The sequence below is a fragment of the Nocardioides sp. WJ219 genome (genome assembly GCF_058559815.1).
The window spans coordinates 122790-138399 of the sequence record NZ_JBZUJV010000004.1 but is presented as its reverse complement, the minus strand read 5'-3'; the positions used below and the strand labels follow the sequence as shown (position 1 = coordinate 138399).

Here is a 15610-nt window from a genome sequence, read left to right as displayed (position 1 = left end):
GCGGTTCCCGCCTGCTCCGTGTGAGACTGGGTGTCAACGCGACGATACCGAGTTCCTGGGGGCTCCGAGATGACCGGCACGCAGTTCGACCTGTTCCGCACCAGCGACGACCACGAGGAGCTGCGGCACGCCGTGCGCGACCTGGTGGCGAACAAGGTCACGCCGTACGCCGCCGAGGTCGACGAGCAGGCGCGCTACCCCCAGGAGGCGCACGACGCCCTCGTCGCGGCCGACTTCCACGCCCCGCACGTGCCCGAGCAGTACGACGGCGTCGGCGCCGACGCGCTGGCCACCTGCATCGTGATCGAGGAGGTCGCCCGCGGGTGCGCGTCGTCGTCGCTGATCCCGGCGGTCAACAAGCTTGGCTCGATGCCGGTGGTCCTGGGCGGCTCCGAGGACCTCCAGGCCCGCTACCTGCCGCGGCTCGCCCGCGGCGAGGGCTTCTCCTACGGGCTGTCCGAGCGCGAGGCCGGCTCCGACACCGCCGCGATGCGCACCCGCGCGGTGCGCGACGGCGACGACTGGGTGCTCACCGGCACCAAGGCGTGGATCACCGGGGCCGGCGTCTCGCAGTTCTACACGGTGCTCGCCGTGACCGACCCCGACGCCGGTCGGGGCAAGGGCGTGAGCGCGTTCGTCGTCGAGAAGGACGACCCCGGCTTCACCTTCGGCGGGAAGGAGCGCAAGCTCGGCATCAAGGGCTCCCCCACCCGCGAGCTGCTCCTCGACCGGGTCCGCATCCCCGGCGACCGGATCATCGGCGAGCCCGGGACGGGCCTGCCCCTCGCCCTGCGCACCCTCGACCACACCCGCGTCACGATCGGCGCCCAGGCCGTCGGCATCGCCCAGGGCGCCCTCGACCTCGCGACCGACTACGTCAAGCAGCGCCACCAGTTCGGCAAGCGGGTCGCCGACTTCCAGGGCGTCCAGTTCATGCTCGCCGACATGGCGATGAAGCTCGAGGCCGCGCGCCAGATGGTCTACGTCGCCGCCGCCAAGTCCGAGCGCGACGACCCCGACCTCCCGTTCTTCGGTGCCGCCGCGAAGTGCTTCGCCTCCGACACCGCGATGGAGATCACCGTCGACGCCGTCCAGCTGCTCGGCGGGTCCGGCTACACCCAGGACTTCGCGGCCGAGCGGATGATGCGCGACGCCAAGATCACCCAGATCTACGAGGGCACCAACCAGATCCAGCGCGTCGTGATGGCGCGCCAGCTGCTCGCCCGCTAGTCCGGACGGGATGGCCCCTTGTCGGGCGGTTCCAGGGCCAGGACGTCCGGGACCGGCCCACCGGCCCGTCAGCCCGGGAAGTCGCCACGACCGGCGCGGAAGCGGCCGAGGATCTCGACCAGCGTGGCGATGTCGTCGGCGGAGAGACCGACCTGCTCGAAGACCTGCTCGTTGAGCACCGTGGTCGCCTCCTCCACCAGCGCCAGGCCCGGCGGGAGCAGCACCAGGATGGCCGAGCGGCCGTCGTCGGGGTTGGCGGCCCGCTCGACCAGGCCGTCCTCCTTGAGCCGCGTGGCGAGGCTGGTCAGCGACGTGGGGTGCACCTGGAGGCGGTGGCCGGCGCGCAGCATCGTCATCCGCTGCTCGGAGGCGAAGCTGAGCAGCCGCAGCAGCTCGAAGCGGGCGAAGGTCAGCCCGAACGGGCGCAGCACGGCGTCGATCTGGGTGAGCAGCAGCTGCTGGGCGCGCATCACCGAGGTGACCGCGGCCATGCCGTCGGCGGCGTCGTCCCAACCGTGGGCCCGCCACTGCCGGCGGGCCTCGGCGATCGGATCGCGGCCGACGGGGGTGGGCGTGCTCATCCGAGGCATCGTAGTGACGGCCCCACCAGACCGGCTGACGGCACGACGCCCCCGGTCCCAGCGGGACCGAGGGCGTCGGGCCCGTGGAGCTGCGCGGCGGCGGTCAGCAGGGGCGGACGCGCCGGAACGGGATCGTCGCACCGTCGCCCATCGCGCCGGTGCCGATGCCGACGTTGAGCTCGAGCCTGCCGCCGGTCTCGAAGGTGATCGACTTGACCCGGGACTTCTGGCCGCCGCGGGTCAGGGGCAGCTGGATGGTCTTGCCGGTGTCGTCGCCGTCGCGCACGACGTAGAGCGCGCCGGACCGGACGTTGCGGGGACGGTTGCGGGTGTTGTCGATCTGGGCGAACAGGCGCACCTTGTTGCTGTCGGCCATCACGACCTTGCACGCGTCGACCGACGCCTGGTAACGGCTGATCACCGGCTGGAGGTCGCGGGCCGGGGCGGCCCCGGCGGGAGCGGCGAGGGTGCCGGCCGCGACGGCGGCGGCGACGGAGGAGACGAGGACGGTGCCGAGACGGCGCGTGGGGAGGGAGGTCATGGTGCTGACGGTGGCAGTGATGCCGCCGCGCCGCGGTCGAACGCCGGTTCCTGGCCCGGACGGACGCGAGGGCTGACCGATCGGCCAGCCGTCACTCGTCGTCGGTCGCGGGTGGCCCGTCGGCGAGCAGGGCCTTGAACCCGTCCTCGTCGAGGACCGGGACCCCCAGCTGCTCGGCCTTGTCGGCCTTGCTGCCGGCGTTGTCACCGGCGACGAGGTAGTCGGTCTTCTTCGACACCGAGCCGGACGCCTTGCCACCGTGGGCCAGGATCGCCTCCTTGGCCGAGTCGCGGCTGAAGTCGACGAGCGACCCGGTGACCACGATCGTCAGGCCCTCGAGCGTGCGCGGGAGGGTCTCGTCGCGCACGTCGGCCATCGCGACCCCCGCGGCCTCCCAGGCGTCGACGATCGTGACGTGCCAGGGCACGCCGAACCACTCGATGACCGCGTCGGCGATCGTCGGGCCGACGCCCTCGGCCGCCGCCAGCTGCTCGCGGGTGGCCCCGCGGATCGCGGCCATCGAGCCGAACTCCTGGGCCAGCGCGCGGGCGGCGGTGGGCCCGACGTGCCGCACCGACAGCGCGACGAGCACCCGCCAGAGCGGCACGCCCTTGCGCTGGTCGAGGTTGGCCAGCAGGCGCTGGGCGTTGGCGTTGAGCTGCGGGCCCTCCTCGCCCTTCTTCGGGGCCCGGGTGAACAGCGGGGTCCTGCGGAGCCGGTCAGCGTCGAGGTCGAAGACGTCGCCCTCGTTGGCGATCGCCCCGGAGACCAGCAGCGCGGTCGCGGCCTCGTAGCCGAGGCCCTCGATGTCGAAGGCGCCGCGGCCCGCGACGTGGTAGACCCGCTCGCGCACCTGGGCCGGGCAGAGCTCGTGGTTGGGGCAGCGCCGGTCCTTGTCGCCGGACTTCTGCTCCACCAGGGGGGTGCCGCAGCCGCCGTACTCGGGTGGGCACGTCGTGGGCGGCACCCACGGCTCCAGGCCCGGGGGGCGCAGGGTGAGCACCGGGCCGAGGATCTCGGGGATCACGTCGCCGGCCTTGCGCAGGATCACGGTGTCGCCGGGATCGCCCGGTCGGACGTCCTTGCGCTCGACCTCGTAGAAGTTGTGCAGGGTCGCGTTCTCGACCGTGGAGCCGGCGACGAGGGTGGGCTCCATGACCCCGTAGGGCGTGACCCGTCCGGTGCGGCCGATGTTGACGCGGATCTCGAGGAGCCTGGCGTTGACCTCCTCGGGCGGGTACTTGAACGCGATCGCCCAGCGCGGTGCGCGGCTGGTGGAGCCCAGACGGCGCTGCAGCGACACGTCGTCGACCTTCACCACGACCCCGTCGATCTCGTAGGGAACGATCGTGTGGCGGTGCTCCCCGGCGTGGGCGATGTAGCCCTGGACCTCCTCGAGCGTGGGGAGCACCCGCACCTGCTCGGAGATCGACAGCCCCCACTCGCGCAACGCGTCGTAGGCCGTCGACTGGGCGACCGGCTCGAAGCCCCGACGGGCCCCGATGCCGTGGCAGACCATGCCGAGCGCGCGCGTGGCCGTGACCCGAGGGTCTTTCTGGCGCAGGGAACCGGCGGCGGCGTTGCGCGGGTTGGCGAACATCGGCTTGCCGGCGTCGATCATCGACGCGTTGAGCCGGTCGAAGGCCGCGCGCGGGAGGTAGACCTCGCCGCGGACCTCGACCAGCTCGGGGACCGGGTACGTCGCCGACGCGCGCAGCCGGTGCGGCACCCCGTCGATCGTCTTGACGTTGGGGGTGACGTCCTCGCCGGTACGGCCGTCGCCCCGGGTCAGCGCGCGGACCAGGCGCCCGGACTCGTAGAGCAGGTTGATCGCGAGCCCGTCGACCTTGAGCTCGCACAGCAGCTGCGGCGACTCCACCCCGTCACGGCCGAGGCGGGCGTGCCACGACGCGAGCTCCTCGGCGGAGAACGCGTTGTCGAGGCTCTCCATCCGTTGCAGGTGGTCGACGGCGGTGAACTCGGTCGAGACCGCTCCCCCGACCTGCTGGGTGGGCGAGTCGGGCGTGCGGAGCTCGGGGAACTGCTCCTCGAGGTCCTGGAGCCGACGCATCCGCCGGTCGTAGTCGGCGTCGGACAGCGCCGGGTCGTCGAGCACGAAGTAGCGCCAGCGGGCGTCCTCGACCTGCTCGCTGAGGGCGCGGTGCTCCTCGCGGGACTCGGGGGCGGCGGGGGTCGCGGTCTGGTCGGGCACGGGCCCATCCTGCCGCGCCCCGCCGACAGCCGGCAGGGGTGAGCGGACCGCCCGACGCGGCGAGTTCACCTGGCCGCAAAGTTTTTCGGGTTGCCGGGAATGAAACGAGTCCGTACCTTCTTGATGGAACGAAACGGTACCGTTCCATCCAGTGACGAAGGACACACCACGACCATGACACCCCTCCCCGGCGCGGCCGCCTCCGACGGCGCCCGACCCCGCGTCGAGGGCGACCGCGAGCAGGAGATCCTCGACGCGACGCTCGACGTCCTCGCCGACGTCGGCTACGACCGCCTCACCATGGACGCGGTGGCCTCGCGGGCCCACGCCTCCAAGGCCACGCTCTACCGGCGGTGGAGCACCAAGGCGGCCCTGGTCATCGATGCACTGATCTCGCAGAAGGAGCCGATGACGGCCCCCGACACGGGCACGCTGCGCGGCGACCTGCTCGGCATGTTCTGCGGCATGGGCGGCCTGACCGACCAGCGACAGGTCGCCATCCTGGCCAGCGTGCTCACCGCGATCGCGCGGGACCAGGACTTCGCCGAGGCGTTCCGGCGCGACTTCATCGGTCCCAAGGCCGCACTCAGCATCGAGGTGTTCCGGCGGGCCCGCGACCGCGGCGAGGTCCGGGCCGACGTCGACCTCGACATCGTCACCGCCGCCCTGCCGGGCATCGTGCTGCACCGCCAGTTCCTGCTCGGCGAGATGCCCGACGCCGCCTCGATCGAGCGCGTCGTCGACCAGATCATCCTGCCCGCCGTCGCGGCCGGGCCCTCCACCACCCACCACACCCACGACCAGAAAGACATGTGATGACCGACCTGACCAAGACCGAGGTGGCCCCCACCCCGGACAAGCCGGAGCGGGAGCTCCACCTCGGGTGGGCGCTGGTGCTCATCTCGATGGCGCAGCTGATGGTGGTCCTCGACGCCTCCATCGCCAACATCGCGCTGCCGTTCATCGGCGAGGACCTCAACATCGACGACGCCAACCTCACCTGGATCGTCACCGGCTACGCGCTGGCCTTCGGCGGCCTGCTGCTGCTCGGTGGCCGGCTCGGCGACCTCTACGGACGCCGTCGGGTGTTCATGGTCGGCCTGCTCATCTTCGCCCTGGCCTCCTTCCTGGGCGGCATCGCCCAGAGCGAGGCCATCCTGCTCGCCTCCCGTGGGCTCCAGGGCCTGGGTGCGGCGCTCGCCTCCCCCGCCGCCCTCGCGCTGATCACCACCACCTTCCCGGCCGGCCCCGCCCGCAACCGCGCGTTCGCGGTGTACGCCGCCATGTCCGGCGCCGGCGCGGCGGTCGGTCTGATCCTCGGTGGCTGGCTCACCGGCCTCGACCCGATCCTCGGCCTCGAGGGCTGGCGCTGGACCTTCCTGATCAACGTCCCGATCGGCGTCGTCGCCGCCCTGCTGGCGCCCCGCTTCCTCAACGAGTCCGAGTCGCACCCGGGCTGGCTCGACGTGCCCGGCGCGATCACCGGCACGTTCGGTCTGCTCGGCCTGGTCTACGGCTTCAGCCGCGCCGGCGAGGAGGCGCACGGCTGGGGTGACACCTGGACCATCGCGTCGCTGGCTGCCGGTGTCGTGCTGCTCGCCGTGTTCGCGATCATCGAGTCCCGCGTGAAGCACCCGCTGCTGCCGGTCCGGGTCTTCGCCAACCGGACCCGCGCCACCAGCTTCCTGGTGATGGCGCTCGTCCCGGCCGCCATGTTCGCGATGTTCTACTTCCTGAGCCTGTTCATCCAGCTCGTGGTGGGCTACAGCCCGCTGCGCACGGGCTTCGCGTTCCTGCCGTTCTCCTTCGGCATCGTGGTCGGCGCAGCCCTGTCGTCCAACCTGGTCAACCGGGTCAACCCGCGCTACATCGCCGGCATCGGCACGCTGATGGCCGCCGCCGCGCTGGTGGGCTTCTCCCTGCTCGACGTCCCGAGCAGCACCGAGGCCCTGCTGGCCGTGGCCGACGGCCAGGGCGCCCTGGGCGCCGACGTGAACTACTGGTCCTCGATCTTCCCCTACATCGTCTTGATGTCGGTCGGCATGGGCATGGTGTTCGTGCCGCTCACCCTGACCGCGGTGCACCACCTCCGCGCCGAGGACTCCGGCATCGGCTCGGGCGTGCTCAACACGATGCAGCAGGTCGGCGGCGCGCTCGGCCTGGCGATCCTGGGCACCGTCTCGCTGCACTACGCCGACGGCACCAAGTCGGCCCTCACCAGCGACCTGGGCGCCCAGGGCCTCCCGGCCGACGCCGCCAGGGACCTGGCGTTCCTCGGCTCCTTCACCGAGGGAGCGACGGCGGCCTTCCTGGTCGGCGCCGTGCTGATCGCGCTCGGCTCCGCGGCGATCTGGGCGTTCCTCAACGTCAAGCACGAGGAGCTGGCCACCGACGGCCCCGAGGGCGGCGCCCCGGTCCACGTGGGCTGACCCCGCTCCACGCCGTACGACGGCCCGTCACCTCCCCGCTCCTGTGGGGGGTGGCGGGCCGTTCGTCGTGTCGGGCGGGTGGGCCGACTGGTGCAGGATTCCCCGGTGCACCGGGGAATCCTGCACCTCGGGGGCAGAACTTCGGCCCCGAACCGCCAGGACTGCCCGCGAAGGTGCGACGGGCAGGGTCAGGCGTCGCCGAGGTTGCGCGCGGTGGTCGCGGAGAGCTCGAGCGCGCGGCGCACCCACGCCGGTGAGGCGCCGGCCAACCCGCACGACGGCGTCACGACGAGCGACCCGACGACGACCGCCGGGTCGAGGCCCAGCATGTCGAGCCACCGGAGCACGCGCTCGGTGAGCTCGGTGTCGGTCGGCACCGGCGCCGGGTCGGTGGAGGGCACGACGCCGAGCGCGACGGTCTCGCCGGCCTCGAGCATCGTGGCCAGCACCTCGTGCCCGGCGGCGTCGACGGTCGCCAGGTCGACGGACAGGCCGCGGGCACCGGCACCGCGGACCAGGTCGAGGGGCGTCCCGGGGGCGCACGAGTGCACCCACGGCTCCGCGCCCTCGTCGGCGATCGCAGCCAGCACCCAGCCGAGGTGCTCGGACGCCTCGGGCGGGTGGACCGACCGGTGGCGGCCGAAGCCGGACGCCGTCGGAACACCGCCGCCGACCACGGCCGCGAGCGACGGCTCGTCGACCTGGACGACGAGCCGCCCGGCTCCGCTGACGCGGCGGCGTACGTCGCGCACGTGGGTCCGCACGCCCTCGGCGAGGGCCTGGGCCAGGTCGCGCCGGGCGCCGTGGTCGCTGACCACCTTGTCGCCGCGCGGCTTCTCGACCGTCGCGGCCAGGGTCCAGGGTCCGGCGACCTGCACCTTGAACGCCCCGGTGTGGTCCTGGGTGAGCTCCTCGAGCCCGTCGAGGTCCTGGGCGAGCAGGCTGCGCGCGCGACGGTGGTCGACGCCGGAGGCGTCGGTGAGGCGCCAGCCGGCGGGCTGGAGGTCGACGCCGAGGTCTGCGACCAGCGCGAGCGCGCGGCCGACCATGCCGGCGGTGATCCCGCGGGCCGGGAGCTCCACGAGGTGCGGCAGGTCGCCGAGCTCGCCGAGGACGATGCGCTGGGCCTCGGCGAACGACTCCCCGCTCACCGACCCCACGCCGGTGGCGGTCGTCACCGGGCGCTCACGCGGTGGCCGCGATCGTCGCCGAGCCGACCACGCGGGTGCCGTCGTAGACGACGGCCGCCTGCCCGGGCGCGATGCCGTACGCCGGCTCGTGCAGCTCGACGGCCACCTCGTCGCCGGCGACCGAGACGGTGGCCGGCAGCTCGCCGCCGTGGGCGCGCAGCTGGACGGTGCCGCGGACGACGCGCGGCACGGTGCCGCACCACCGCGGACGGACGCCGGTCAGCCGGCGCACGGCGAGCCGCTCGTGGGGGCCGACGGTCACCGTGCCCGTGACCGGCTCGATGTCGAGCACGAACCGCGGCTTGCCGTCGGGCGCGGGGCGGCCGATGCGCAGGCCCTTGCGCTGGCCGATGGTGAACCCGTAGGTGCCCTCGTGGCGGCCGAGCTCGTCGCCGGTCTCGGCGTCGACGATCGGCCCGCCGTGGTTGGGCGCCCGGTCGCCGAGCTTCTCGCGCAGCCAGCCGGCGTTGTCGCCGTCGGCGACGAAGCAGATGTCGTGGCTGTCGGGCTTGTCGGCCACCAGCAACCCACGCCGGGCGGCCTCGGCGCGCACGTCGGCCTTGGTCGACCCGCCCAGCGGGAACATCGAGTGGGCGAGCTGGCGCTGGTCGAGCACGCCGAGCACGTAGGACTGGTCCTTGCCGTCGTCGACGGCGCGGTGCATCTCGACCGTGCCGTCGGTGCCGGTGACGAGCTGGGCGTAGTGGCCGGTCGCCACCGCGTCGTAGCCCAGGGCCAGGCCGCGCTCGAGGACCGCGGCGAACTTGATCTTCTCGTTGCAGCGCAGGCACGGGTTGGGGGTGCGGCCGGCGGCGTACTCGTCCATGAAGTCCTCGACGACGTCCTCGTGGAAGCGCTCGGAGAGGTCCCAGACGTAGAAGGGGATGCCGATCACGTCGGCGGCGCGGCGCGCGTCGTTGCTGTCCTCGATGGTGCAGCAGCCGCGTGCGCCGGAGCGGTAGGACGCCGGGTTGCGCGACAGCGCGAGGTGGATGCCGGTGACGTCGTGGCCGGCGTCGGCGGCCCGGGCGGCCGCGACGGCGGAGTCGACGCCGCCCGACATGGCGGCCAGGACCCTCATGACCGGCGGGCGGCGCTGGCGCGCTCGACGACCGGCACGATCGCCTCGACCACGGCGTCGACGTCGGCGGGCGTGGAGGTGTGGCCGAAGGAGAACCGCAGGGAGTGCCGGGCGGCCTCGTCCTCGCAACCCATCGCCAGCAGGACGTGGGAGGGCTGGGCGACGCCGGCCGAGCAGGCCGAGCCGGTGGAGCACTCGATGCCGCGGGCGTCGAGCAGCATCAGCAGCGAGTCGCCCTCGCAGCCGGGGAAGCCGAGGTGGGCGTTGCCCGGCAGGCGCCCCTCGCCGAGGGGCGCGCCGTGGAGGTGGGCGTCGGGGACGACCTCGATCACGCGGCGGACCAGGTCGTCGCGCAGCGTCCCGATGTGGACGGCGTGCTCGGCCTGGTGCTTGACCGCGAGCTCGACGGCCGCGGCGAACGCGGCGATGGCCGGGGTGTCGATGGTGCCGCTGCGGATGTCGCGCTCCTGCCCGCCGCCGTGCACGAGCGCGACCACGTCGAGCTCACGGCGTACGACGAGCGCGCCGACGCCGAACGGGCCACCGACCTTGTGCCCGGTGACCGTCATCGCGTCGACCCCCGACGCGGCGAAACCGAGCGGCACCGACCCGAGCGCCTGCACGGCGTCGGTGTGCACCGGGATGCCGTGGGCGTGGGCGACCTCGACCACCTCGGCGACCGGCTGGACGGTGCCGACCTCGTTGTTGGCCCACATCACCGAGACCACGGCCACCGAGCCGGGGTCGCGCTCGATGCTGGCGCGCAGGGCGTCGAGGTCGAGCCGACCGGTGGCGTCGACCGCGAGCAGCTCGACCTCTGCCCCGTCGGAGTCGGCGAGCCAGTGCACGGCGTCGAGGACCGCGTGGTGCTCGACGGCGGTGGTCAGCACCCGCGTGCGCCGCGGGTCGGCCGCGCGCCGGGCCCAGAAGATCCCCTTGATCGCGAGGTTGTCGGCCTCGGTGCCGCCGGAGGTGAAGACCACCTCGCCGGGCCGGCAGTCCAGCGCCTGGGCGACGGTCTCGCGCGACTCCTCCACGACCCGCCGCGCGTGCCGCCCGGAGGCGTGCAGCGAGCTGGGGTTGCCGACGTCACGCAGGTGGGCGGTCATCGCCTCGACCGCAGCCCCCACCATCGGGGTCGTCGCGGCGTGGTCGAGGTAGTGCACCCGCCCGCGCTCGACCGCGCTCACCGGGGTCGCCCCGGCCCGGTCGTCACGCGGTGCGCGGCGCGACCGGTCGGGATCGTCGTGGGGTTGTCCATGGCACCTTCCAGAGTACGGCGCGGCGACCGCACCACCGCAGGTGACCAGCATCGGCCCAGGTCGGGTGCGTCACAGTCACCCGTTCGGTGGGGGGTCGGTGGGTGGTGGGGTTGTGCGCGGGTCGGCGGCGCGAGATCTCACCGGTGGGCCGGGGAAGTCTGAACTTCCCGGGCAATGCATTGCCTGTGAAGTTCAGGTCTTGCCCAAGAGGTGGTGCGGCTGCGCTCTACGTGGCTGCTGGGGCTGCGCCGGGTGCGGGATTCCCCCGGTGCACCGGGGAAACCAGCACCTCGGGGCCGAAACTTCACCCCCGAACCGTCAGTTCTGCCCGCGAAGCCCGGGGACCGGCCGGTCACCACGGCGACGGTGGCACCGGGACCCTCAGGCCGCGGGCCGCAGCTCGGCCACCACGGCCCGGTGGTCGGTGCCGTCGATCCGGACGGTGCCGGTGTCGGTGACGGCCCAGTCGTCGTCGACGAGCACGTGGTCTATCTGGACCAGTGCGAGCGGCAGCGGGCTGCCCGACTCCGGCCAGGTCGGCGCCCAGCCGTCGTTGGCCTGCTCGACGGCCGAGCGCCAGCCGGCGTCGACGAGGTCGCGGACCGTGGGGTGGTCGAGCGTCGCGTTGAGGTCGCCGGCGACGACGTCGACGTCGTGCTGCTGAGCCGCGGCGAGCACCAGCGACTGGTCGCGGCGCCAGTCGGCCGGTCTCGTCGGCGGCGCGGGGTGGGTGCCGAGCAGGGTGAGGCCGTGGGTGCGCACGACGATCGAGTCGAACGTCGTCGCCACGGTGGCCACCGGTCGGACCCGGCGGGAGGACAGCACCACGGTGCCCTCGGTGGTCTCCCCGGGCTGGCCGGCCCGGTGCGGGAGCAGGTCGGCAAGACCGGCCGTGTCGGCGGCGGCCAGGAAGCCGGCCGTCACCTCGCTGAGCACGACCACGTCGGCGCCGGAGTCGCGGACGGCCTCGGCTAGCTGCTCGGCGTCGCCCTGGCCCTTGAGCACGTTGGCAGCGAGCACGGTGACGGCACCGCCGTCGGCGGCTGGCTCGGGCTCCTCGCCCACCACCAGCGGTGCGACCCAGGAGGCGTGCACGAGCACGAGCGCGCTGGCGACCACCGCGACCGCGAGGCCCACGCCGTCGAGCCGACGACGGCGCGCGAGGACCGCGAGGGTGGCCAGGCCGAGCGCGGCGGCCGCCGACAGCAGCCCGAGCGGGGCGAACGCCGTCAGCACGATCCCGGGGTCGCCGGTCCAGCCGACGGCGCGGGACACCGTGACCGGCACGGTGCCGAGCACCAGCAGGACCGCCGCCGCCAGCAGCAGCGCCCGAAGCGCCCTCACAGCACGACGAGGTCGTCGCGGTGGACCACCTCGCGCTCGTAGCCGGCGCCGAGCTCGCGCTTGAGGTCGTGGCTGGTCCGGCCGAGCAGCGCGGGCAGCTCGGCGGCGTCGAAGTTCACCAGCCCGCGGGCCACCGGTCGCCCGTCGGCGCCGGCGAGGTCGACGGGGTCGCCGGCCACGAACTGCCCCGACACCCCGGTGATCCCGGCCGCCAGCAGGGAGGCCCGCCGCTCGACGACCGCGCGCACCGCGCCGTCGTCGAGGGTGAGCACCCCGACCGCCTCCGTGGCGTGGCGCAGCCACAGCTGCCGGGTCGGGCGCTTGCGGCCCGTGGGCCGGAACAGGGTGCCGACGGGTCCGCCGGCCAGCGCCTCCCCCGCCCGCGCCGCAGAGGTGAGCACGACGGGTACGCCGGCCCCGGTGGCGATCCGGGCCGCCTCGACCTTGGTGTGCATGCCACCCGTGCCGACCCCGGACGCGCCCGTGCCGCCGATGCGCACCCCCGCGAGGTCGGCCTCGGCGGTCACCTCGGTGACCAGCCTGCTGGCGGGGTCGGCCGGCGGGCCGTCGTACAGGCCGTCGACGTCGGAGAGCAGCACCAGCAGGTCGGCGTGCACGAGGTGGGCGACGAGCGCGGCGAGCCGGTCGTTGTCGCCGAAGCGGATCTCGGTGGTCGCGACCGTGTCGTTCTCGTTGACGATGGGCAGCACCCCGAGCTCGAGGAGCTTGGCGAAGGTCTGGTGGGCGTTGCGGTAGTGGGCGCGGCGCGTCACGTCGTCGAGGGTGAGCAGCACCTGCCCGGCGACGATGCCGTGGCGCGCGAGCTCGTCGGTGTAGCGGTGGACCAGCAGGCCCTGGCCGACCGCGGCCGCCGCCTGCTGGGCGGCCAGCCCGGACGGGCGGCGCTTGAGCCCGAGCGGGGCGAGCCCGGCGGCGATGGCCCCGGAGGAAACCAGCACCACCTCGGCCCCGCGGCCGCGCAACGCGGCCAGCACGTCGACGAGGCCGCTCAGCCGGGCAGGGTCGAGCCCGCCGGCCCCGGTCGTCAGCGACGACGAGCCGACCTTGACCACGACGCGGCGGGCGTCGGTGACCTCTGCCCTCACCTCTGCCCCGGTCACCGGCCCGGGTCGTCCTCGGCCCAGTCGGGGTCCTCGGTCGACCCGATCTCGTAGGAGCTCGGGCCGTAGACCTCGGGCTGGTCGATGCGCCGGGCGACGTCGGCGCGGCCCTCGGCCTCGGCCTTGTCCTCCAGGCCCTCCTGGATCGCGCGGCGGCGTCCGACCGACGGGCGCTCCTCGCGCAACCGGGTGTCCTCGCCGCGGCGGGCGAGGTTCTCGGCGCCGGCGTCGAGGCCGGGCTTGAAGTCGAAGACGACGGCGTCGTCGGGGTTGCCGATCAGGACGGTGTCGCCCTCGACGGCACCCAGCTCGAGCAGCCGCTTCTCGATGCCGAGCCGGTTGAGCCGGTCGGCGAGGAAGCCGACGGCCTCGTCGTTGCTGAAGTCGGTCTGCCGCACCCAGCGCTCGGGCTTGGTGCCCCGCACGCTCCAGCCGTCGACGGTCTCGGTGACGGTGAAGTCGCCACCTCCGTCGACGCTCGGCGGGCGCAGCACGATCCGGGTGGCGACCTCGACCGCCTTCTCCTCCCGGGCGGCCAGCACGATCTCGGCCATCGCAAAGGTCAGCGCACGCGTGCCCTCGCCCGACGCCGCCGAGATCGGGAAGACCCGCAGCCCGCGGGCGCGCAGGTCGCCGAGGACCATGTCGGAGATGTCGCGACCGTCGGGGACGTCGACCTTGTTGAGCGCGACCAGCCGCGGCCGGTCCTCGAGGCCGCCGTAGCGGCTCAGCTCGCGCTCGATGACGTCGAGGTCGTCGACGGGGTTGCGGCCCGGCTCGAGCGTGGCGGTGTCGAGGACGTGCACCAGCGCCGCACAACGCTCGACGTGGCGCAGGAAGTCGTGGCCGAGTCCGCGGCCGTCGCTGGCGCCCTCGATGAGGCCGGGCACGTCGGCGACGGTGAACGTCGTCTCGCCCGCCGTGACGACGCCGAGGTTGGGCACCAGGGTCGTGAACGGGTAGTCGGCGATCTTGGGCCGCGCCCGGGAGATCGACGCGATCAGGCTCGACTTGCCGGCGCTGGGGAAGCCGACCAGGCCGATGTCGGCGACCACCTTGAGCTCGAGGACGACCTCGAGCTCGTCACCGGGCTCCCCGAGCAGCGCGAACCCGGGCGCCTTGCGCTTGGCGCTGGCCAGCGCCGCGTTGCCGAGACCGCCCCGACCGCCCTCGGCGACCACCAGCTCGGTGCCGGGGCCGACCAGGTCGGCGATCGGGTCGCCGTTCTTGAGGCTGACGACGGTGCCGTCGGGCACCGGCAGCACCAGGTCGGCGCCGTGGCCGCCGTTCTTGTGCCCGCCGGCGCCGTGGCCGCCGCTCGGCGCCTTGCGGTGCGGGCTGTGGTGGTAGTCGACCAGCGTGGTGACGTCGGGGTCGACGCGCAGGATCACGGAACCGCCGGGCCCGCCGTTGCCGCCGTCGGGCCCGCCGAGCGGCTTGAACTTCTCGCGGTGCACCGACGCGATGCCGTTGCCACCCCGTCCGGCGCTGATGTGCAGCGTCACCCGGTCGACGAAGGTCGGGACGGCCATGGGGTGCTCCTGGGGCTTGTGGTGCTGGTGGGGTGGGCGGCGCCGCGGGGCCGGATTCCCCGGCCGGCCGGGGATCCCGACCGTTGTCGGGGGGAACTTCCCCCGCCAACCGGTCAGTTTCCCCGGCCAGCCGGGGGATCTGCGCGACGACGACCCGGGAAAATCACGAAGGGCGCCCCGTCCGGGACGCCCTGTCGTGGAAGTGGGTGCTGCTCAGGCCTGGGGCACGATGTTGACGACCTTGCGGCCGCGCTTCACGCCGAACTCGACCGCGCCGGGCTGCAGGGCGAACAGGGTGTCGTCGCCGCCACGGCCGACGCCGCTGCCGGGGTGGAAGTGGGTGCCGCGCTGGCGGACGATGATCTCGCCGGCGTTGACGACCTGGCCGCCGAAGCGCTTGACGCCGAGGCGCTGGGAGTTGGAGTCGCGACCGTTCTTGGTGGACGCGGCGCCCTTCTTGTGTGCCATCTCAGTGAGTCCTTCGAGTCCGGATCGAGTCGGTGGTGGGGTGCGTCAGGACGAGATGTCGGTGACGCGGACCTGGGTGTACTTCTGGCGGTGACCCTGGCGCTTCTTGTAGCCGGTCTTGTTCTTGTACTTCTGGATCACGATCTTGGGACCCTTGGCGCCGCCGAGGACCTCGACGGTGACCGAGGCGTCACCGAGGTCGGTGGCCTTCACGGTCTCGCCGTCGACGGTCATCACGACCGGCAGGGTCAGCGTGTCGCCGACGGGCGCCGAGACCAGGTCGATCTCGATGACGTCGCCGACAGCGACCTTCTGCTGCTTGGCGCCTGCGCGCACGATCGCGTACACCGCGGTCTCCTTCGTCTGTCACTTCACTGAACTTCGGCCCGCGGCACGACCGGATCGGGTGCCGGGCAGGCGGGGAGCGTCCTCGCGGACGCACAAGGGACCATCGTACGGATCCGGCGCACCGGCCGCAAAACGGCCCGGTCTCACCGCTTGCGCGGTCCGCCCTTGCGCTTGACCGGCACGTGCAGGCCGGACGCCTCGTCGCCGTCGGAGCCATCGGAGCGGTCGGAGCCGTCGGGCGACGGCTCCCCCGCTCCGTCGACCGCCGGGT

The 15610-nt window shown here is 73.6% G+C and carries 14 protein-coding genes; 3 read left to right on the top strand and 11 right to left on the bottom strand.

Annotated elements, in window-relative coordinates; translation table 11 throughout:
- Window positions 1-69 precede the first annotated feature (69 nt).
- The gene (locus tag AC4MBH_RS11490; RefSeq protein ID WP_491795000.1) at window positions 70-1230 is read left to right on the top strand and encodes an acyl-CoA dehydrogenase family protein; all 1161 of its coding nucleotides are present in this window, start codon (window positions 70-72) and stop codon (window positions 1228-1230) included.
- 68 nt (window positions 1231-1298) lie between these two features.
- Here the strand turns inward: AC4MBH_RS11490 and AC4MBH_RS11485 are convergent, their stop codons facing one another.
- From AC4MBH_RS11485 to ligA, 3 genes are all read right to left on the bottom strand, one after another.
- On the bottom strand, window positions 1299-1811 hold the full coding sequence (locus AC4MBH_RS11485; RefSeq protein ID WP_491794999.1) for a MarR family winged helix-turn-helix transcriptional regulator: 513 nt from the start codon (window positions 1809-1811) through the stop codon (window positions 1299-1301).
- Window positions 1812-1914: 103 nt separating this feature from the next.
- On the bottom strand, window positions 1915-2352 hold the full coding sequence (locus AC4MBH_RS11480; RefSeq protein WP_491794998.1) for a hypothetical protein: 438 nt from the start codon (window positions 2350-2352) through the stop codon (window positions 1915-1917).
- A gap of 91 nt (window positions 2353-2443) precedes the next feature.
- Window positions 2444-4564, bottom strand: a complete 2121-nt coding sequence (ligA, locus tag AC4MBH_RS11475; protein ID WP_491794997.1) for an NAD-dependent DNA ligase LigA — start codon at window positions 4562-4564, stop codon at window positions 2444-2446.
- 174 nt (window positions 4565-4738) lie between these two features.
- On the opposite strand from ligA, the gene AC4MBH_RS11470 reads away from it, so the two are divergent.
- The gene (locus AC4MBH_RS11470) at window positions 4739-5380 is read left to right on the top strand and encodes a TetR/AcrR family transcriptional regulator (protein ID WP_491794996.1); all 642 of its coding nucleotides are present in this window, start codon (window positions 4739-4741) and stop codon (window positions 5378-5380) included.
- A complete protein-coding gene (locus AC4MBH_RS11465; protein WP_491794995.1) occupies window positions 5380-6993 on the top strand; it encodes an MFS transporter in 1614 nt (537 codons plus the stop codon). The genes AC4MBH_RS11470 and AC4MBH_RS11465 overlap by 1 nt, the downstream gene beginning before the upstream one ends.
- Window positions 6994-7181: 188 nt before the next feature.
- Here AC4MBH_RS11465 and AC4MBH_RS11460 read toward each other — a convergent pair whose 3' ends face one another.
- The 8 genes from AC4MBH_RS11460 to rplU all read right to left on the bottom strand — a co-directional run bounded on the left by AC4MBH_RS11460 (window position 7182) and on the right by rplU (window position 15339).
- Window positions 7182-8171, bottom strand: a complete 990-nt coding sequence (locus AC4MBH_RS11460) for a methionine synthase (protein ID WP_491794994.1) — start codon at window positions 8169-8171, stop codon at window positions 7182-7184.
- A gap of 7 nt (window positions 8172-8178) precedes the next feature.
- Window positions 8179-9264, bottom strand: a complete 1086-nt coding sequence (mnmA, locus tag AC4MBH_RS11455) for a tRNA 2-thiouridine(34) synthase MnmA (RefSeq protein WP_491794993.1) — start codon at window positions 9262-9264, stop codon at window positions 8179-8181.
- Window positions 9261-10397, bottom strand: a complete 1137-nt coding sequence (locus AC4MBH_RS11450) for a cysteine desulfurase family protein (protein WP_491795296.1) — start codon at window positions 10395-10397, stop codon at window positions 9261-9263. Before AC4MBH_RS11450 ends, mnmA begins: the two co-directional genes overlap by 4 nt.
- 510 nt (window positions 10398-10907) lie before the next feature.
- The gene (locus tag AC4MBH_RS11445) at window positions 10908-11870 is read right to left on the bottom strand and encodes an endonuclease/exonuclease/phosphatase family protein (protein ID WP_491794992.1); all 963 of its coding nucleotides are present in this window, start codon (window positions 11868-11870) and stop codon (window positions 10908-10910) included.
- Complete coding sequence (gene proB / locus AC4MBH_RS11440) at window positions 11867-12976, bottom strand: glutamate 5-kinase (RefSeq protein WP_491794991.1); 1110 nt, start codon at window positions 12974-12976, stop codon at window positions 11867-11869. Before proB ends, AC4MBH_RS11445 begins: the two co-directional genes overlap by 4 nt.
- An 11-nt stretch (window positions 12977-12987) precedes the next feature.
- Entirely contained in the window at window positions 12988-14523 is a 1536-nt protein-coding gene (obgE, locus tag AC4MBH_RS11435) for a GTPase ObgE (protein WP_491794990.1), read from the bottom strand.
- A 213-nt stretch (window positions 14524-14736) separates the two neighbouring features.
- Window positions 14737-14991 carry a 50S ribosomal protein L27 gene (gene rpmA / locus AC4MBH_RS11430; RefSeq protein ID WP_491794989.1) on the bottom strand — a complete coding sequence of 85 codons (255 nt, stop codon included), beginning with the start codon at window positions 14989-14991 and terminating at the stop codon, window positions 14737-14739.
- Window positions 14992-15036: 45 nt separating this feature from the next.
- A complete protein-coding gene (gene rplU / locus AC4MBH_RS11425; RefSeq protein ID WP_491794988.1) occupies window positions 15037-15339 on the bottom strand; it encodes a 50S ribosomal protein L21 in 303 nt (100 codons plus the stop codon).
- Window positions 15340-15610 lie beyond the last annotated feature (271 nt).

Excerpts from the sequence above, each read along its gene's own strand:
- AC4MBH_RS11490 (WP_491795000.1), top strand. The coding sequence starts at position 70 with ATGACCGGCACGCAGTTCGACCTGTTCCGCACCAGCGACGACCACGAG.
- AC4MBH_RS11485 (WP_491794999.1), bottom strand. The coding sequence starts at position 1,811 with ATGAGCACGCCCACCCCCGTCGGCCGCGATCCGATCGCCGAGGCCCGC.
- AC4MBH_RS11480 (WP_491794998.1), bottom strand. The coding sequence starts at position 2,352 with ATGACCTCCCTCCCCACGCGCCGTCTCGGCACCGTCCTCGTCTCCTCC.
- AC4MBH_RS11470 (WP_491794996.1), top strand. The coding sequence starts at position 4,739 with ATGACACCCCTCCCCGGCGCGGCCGCCTCCGACGGCGCCCGACCCCGC.
- AC4MBH_RS11465 (WP_491794995.1), top strand. The coding sequence starts at position 5,380 with ATGACCGACCTGACCAAGACCGAGGTGGCCCCCACCCCGGACAAGCCG.
- mnmA (WP_491794993.1), bottom strand. The coding sequence starts at position 9,264 with ATGAGGGTCCTGGCCGCCATGTCGGGCGGCGTCGACTCCGCCGTCGCG.
- AC4MBH_RS11450 (WP_491795296.1), bottom strand. The coding sequence starts at position 10,397 with ATGGTGGGGGCTGCGGTCGAGGCGATGACCGCCCACCTGCGTGACGTC.
- obgE (WP_491794990.1), bottom strand. The coding sequence starts at position 14,523 with ATGGCCGTCCCGACCTTCGTCGACCGGGTGACGCTGCACATCAGCGCC.
- rpmA (WP_491794989.1), bottom strand. The coding sequence starts at position 14,991 with ATGGCACACAAGAAGGGCGCCGCGTCCACCAAGAACGGTCGCGACTCC.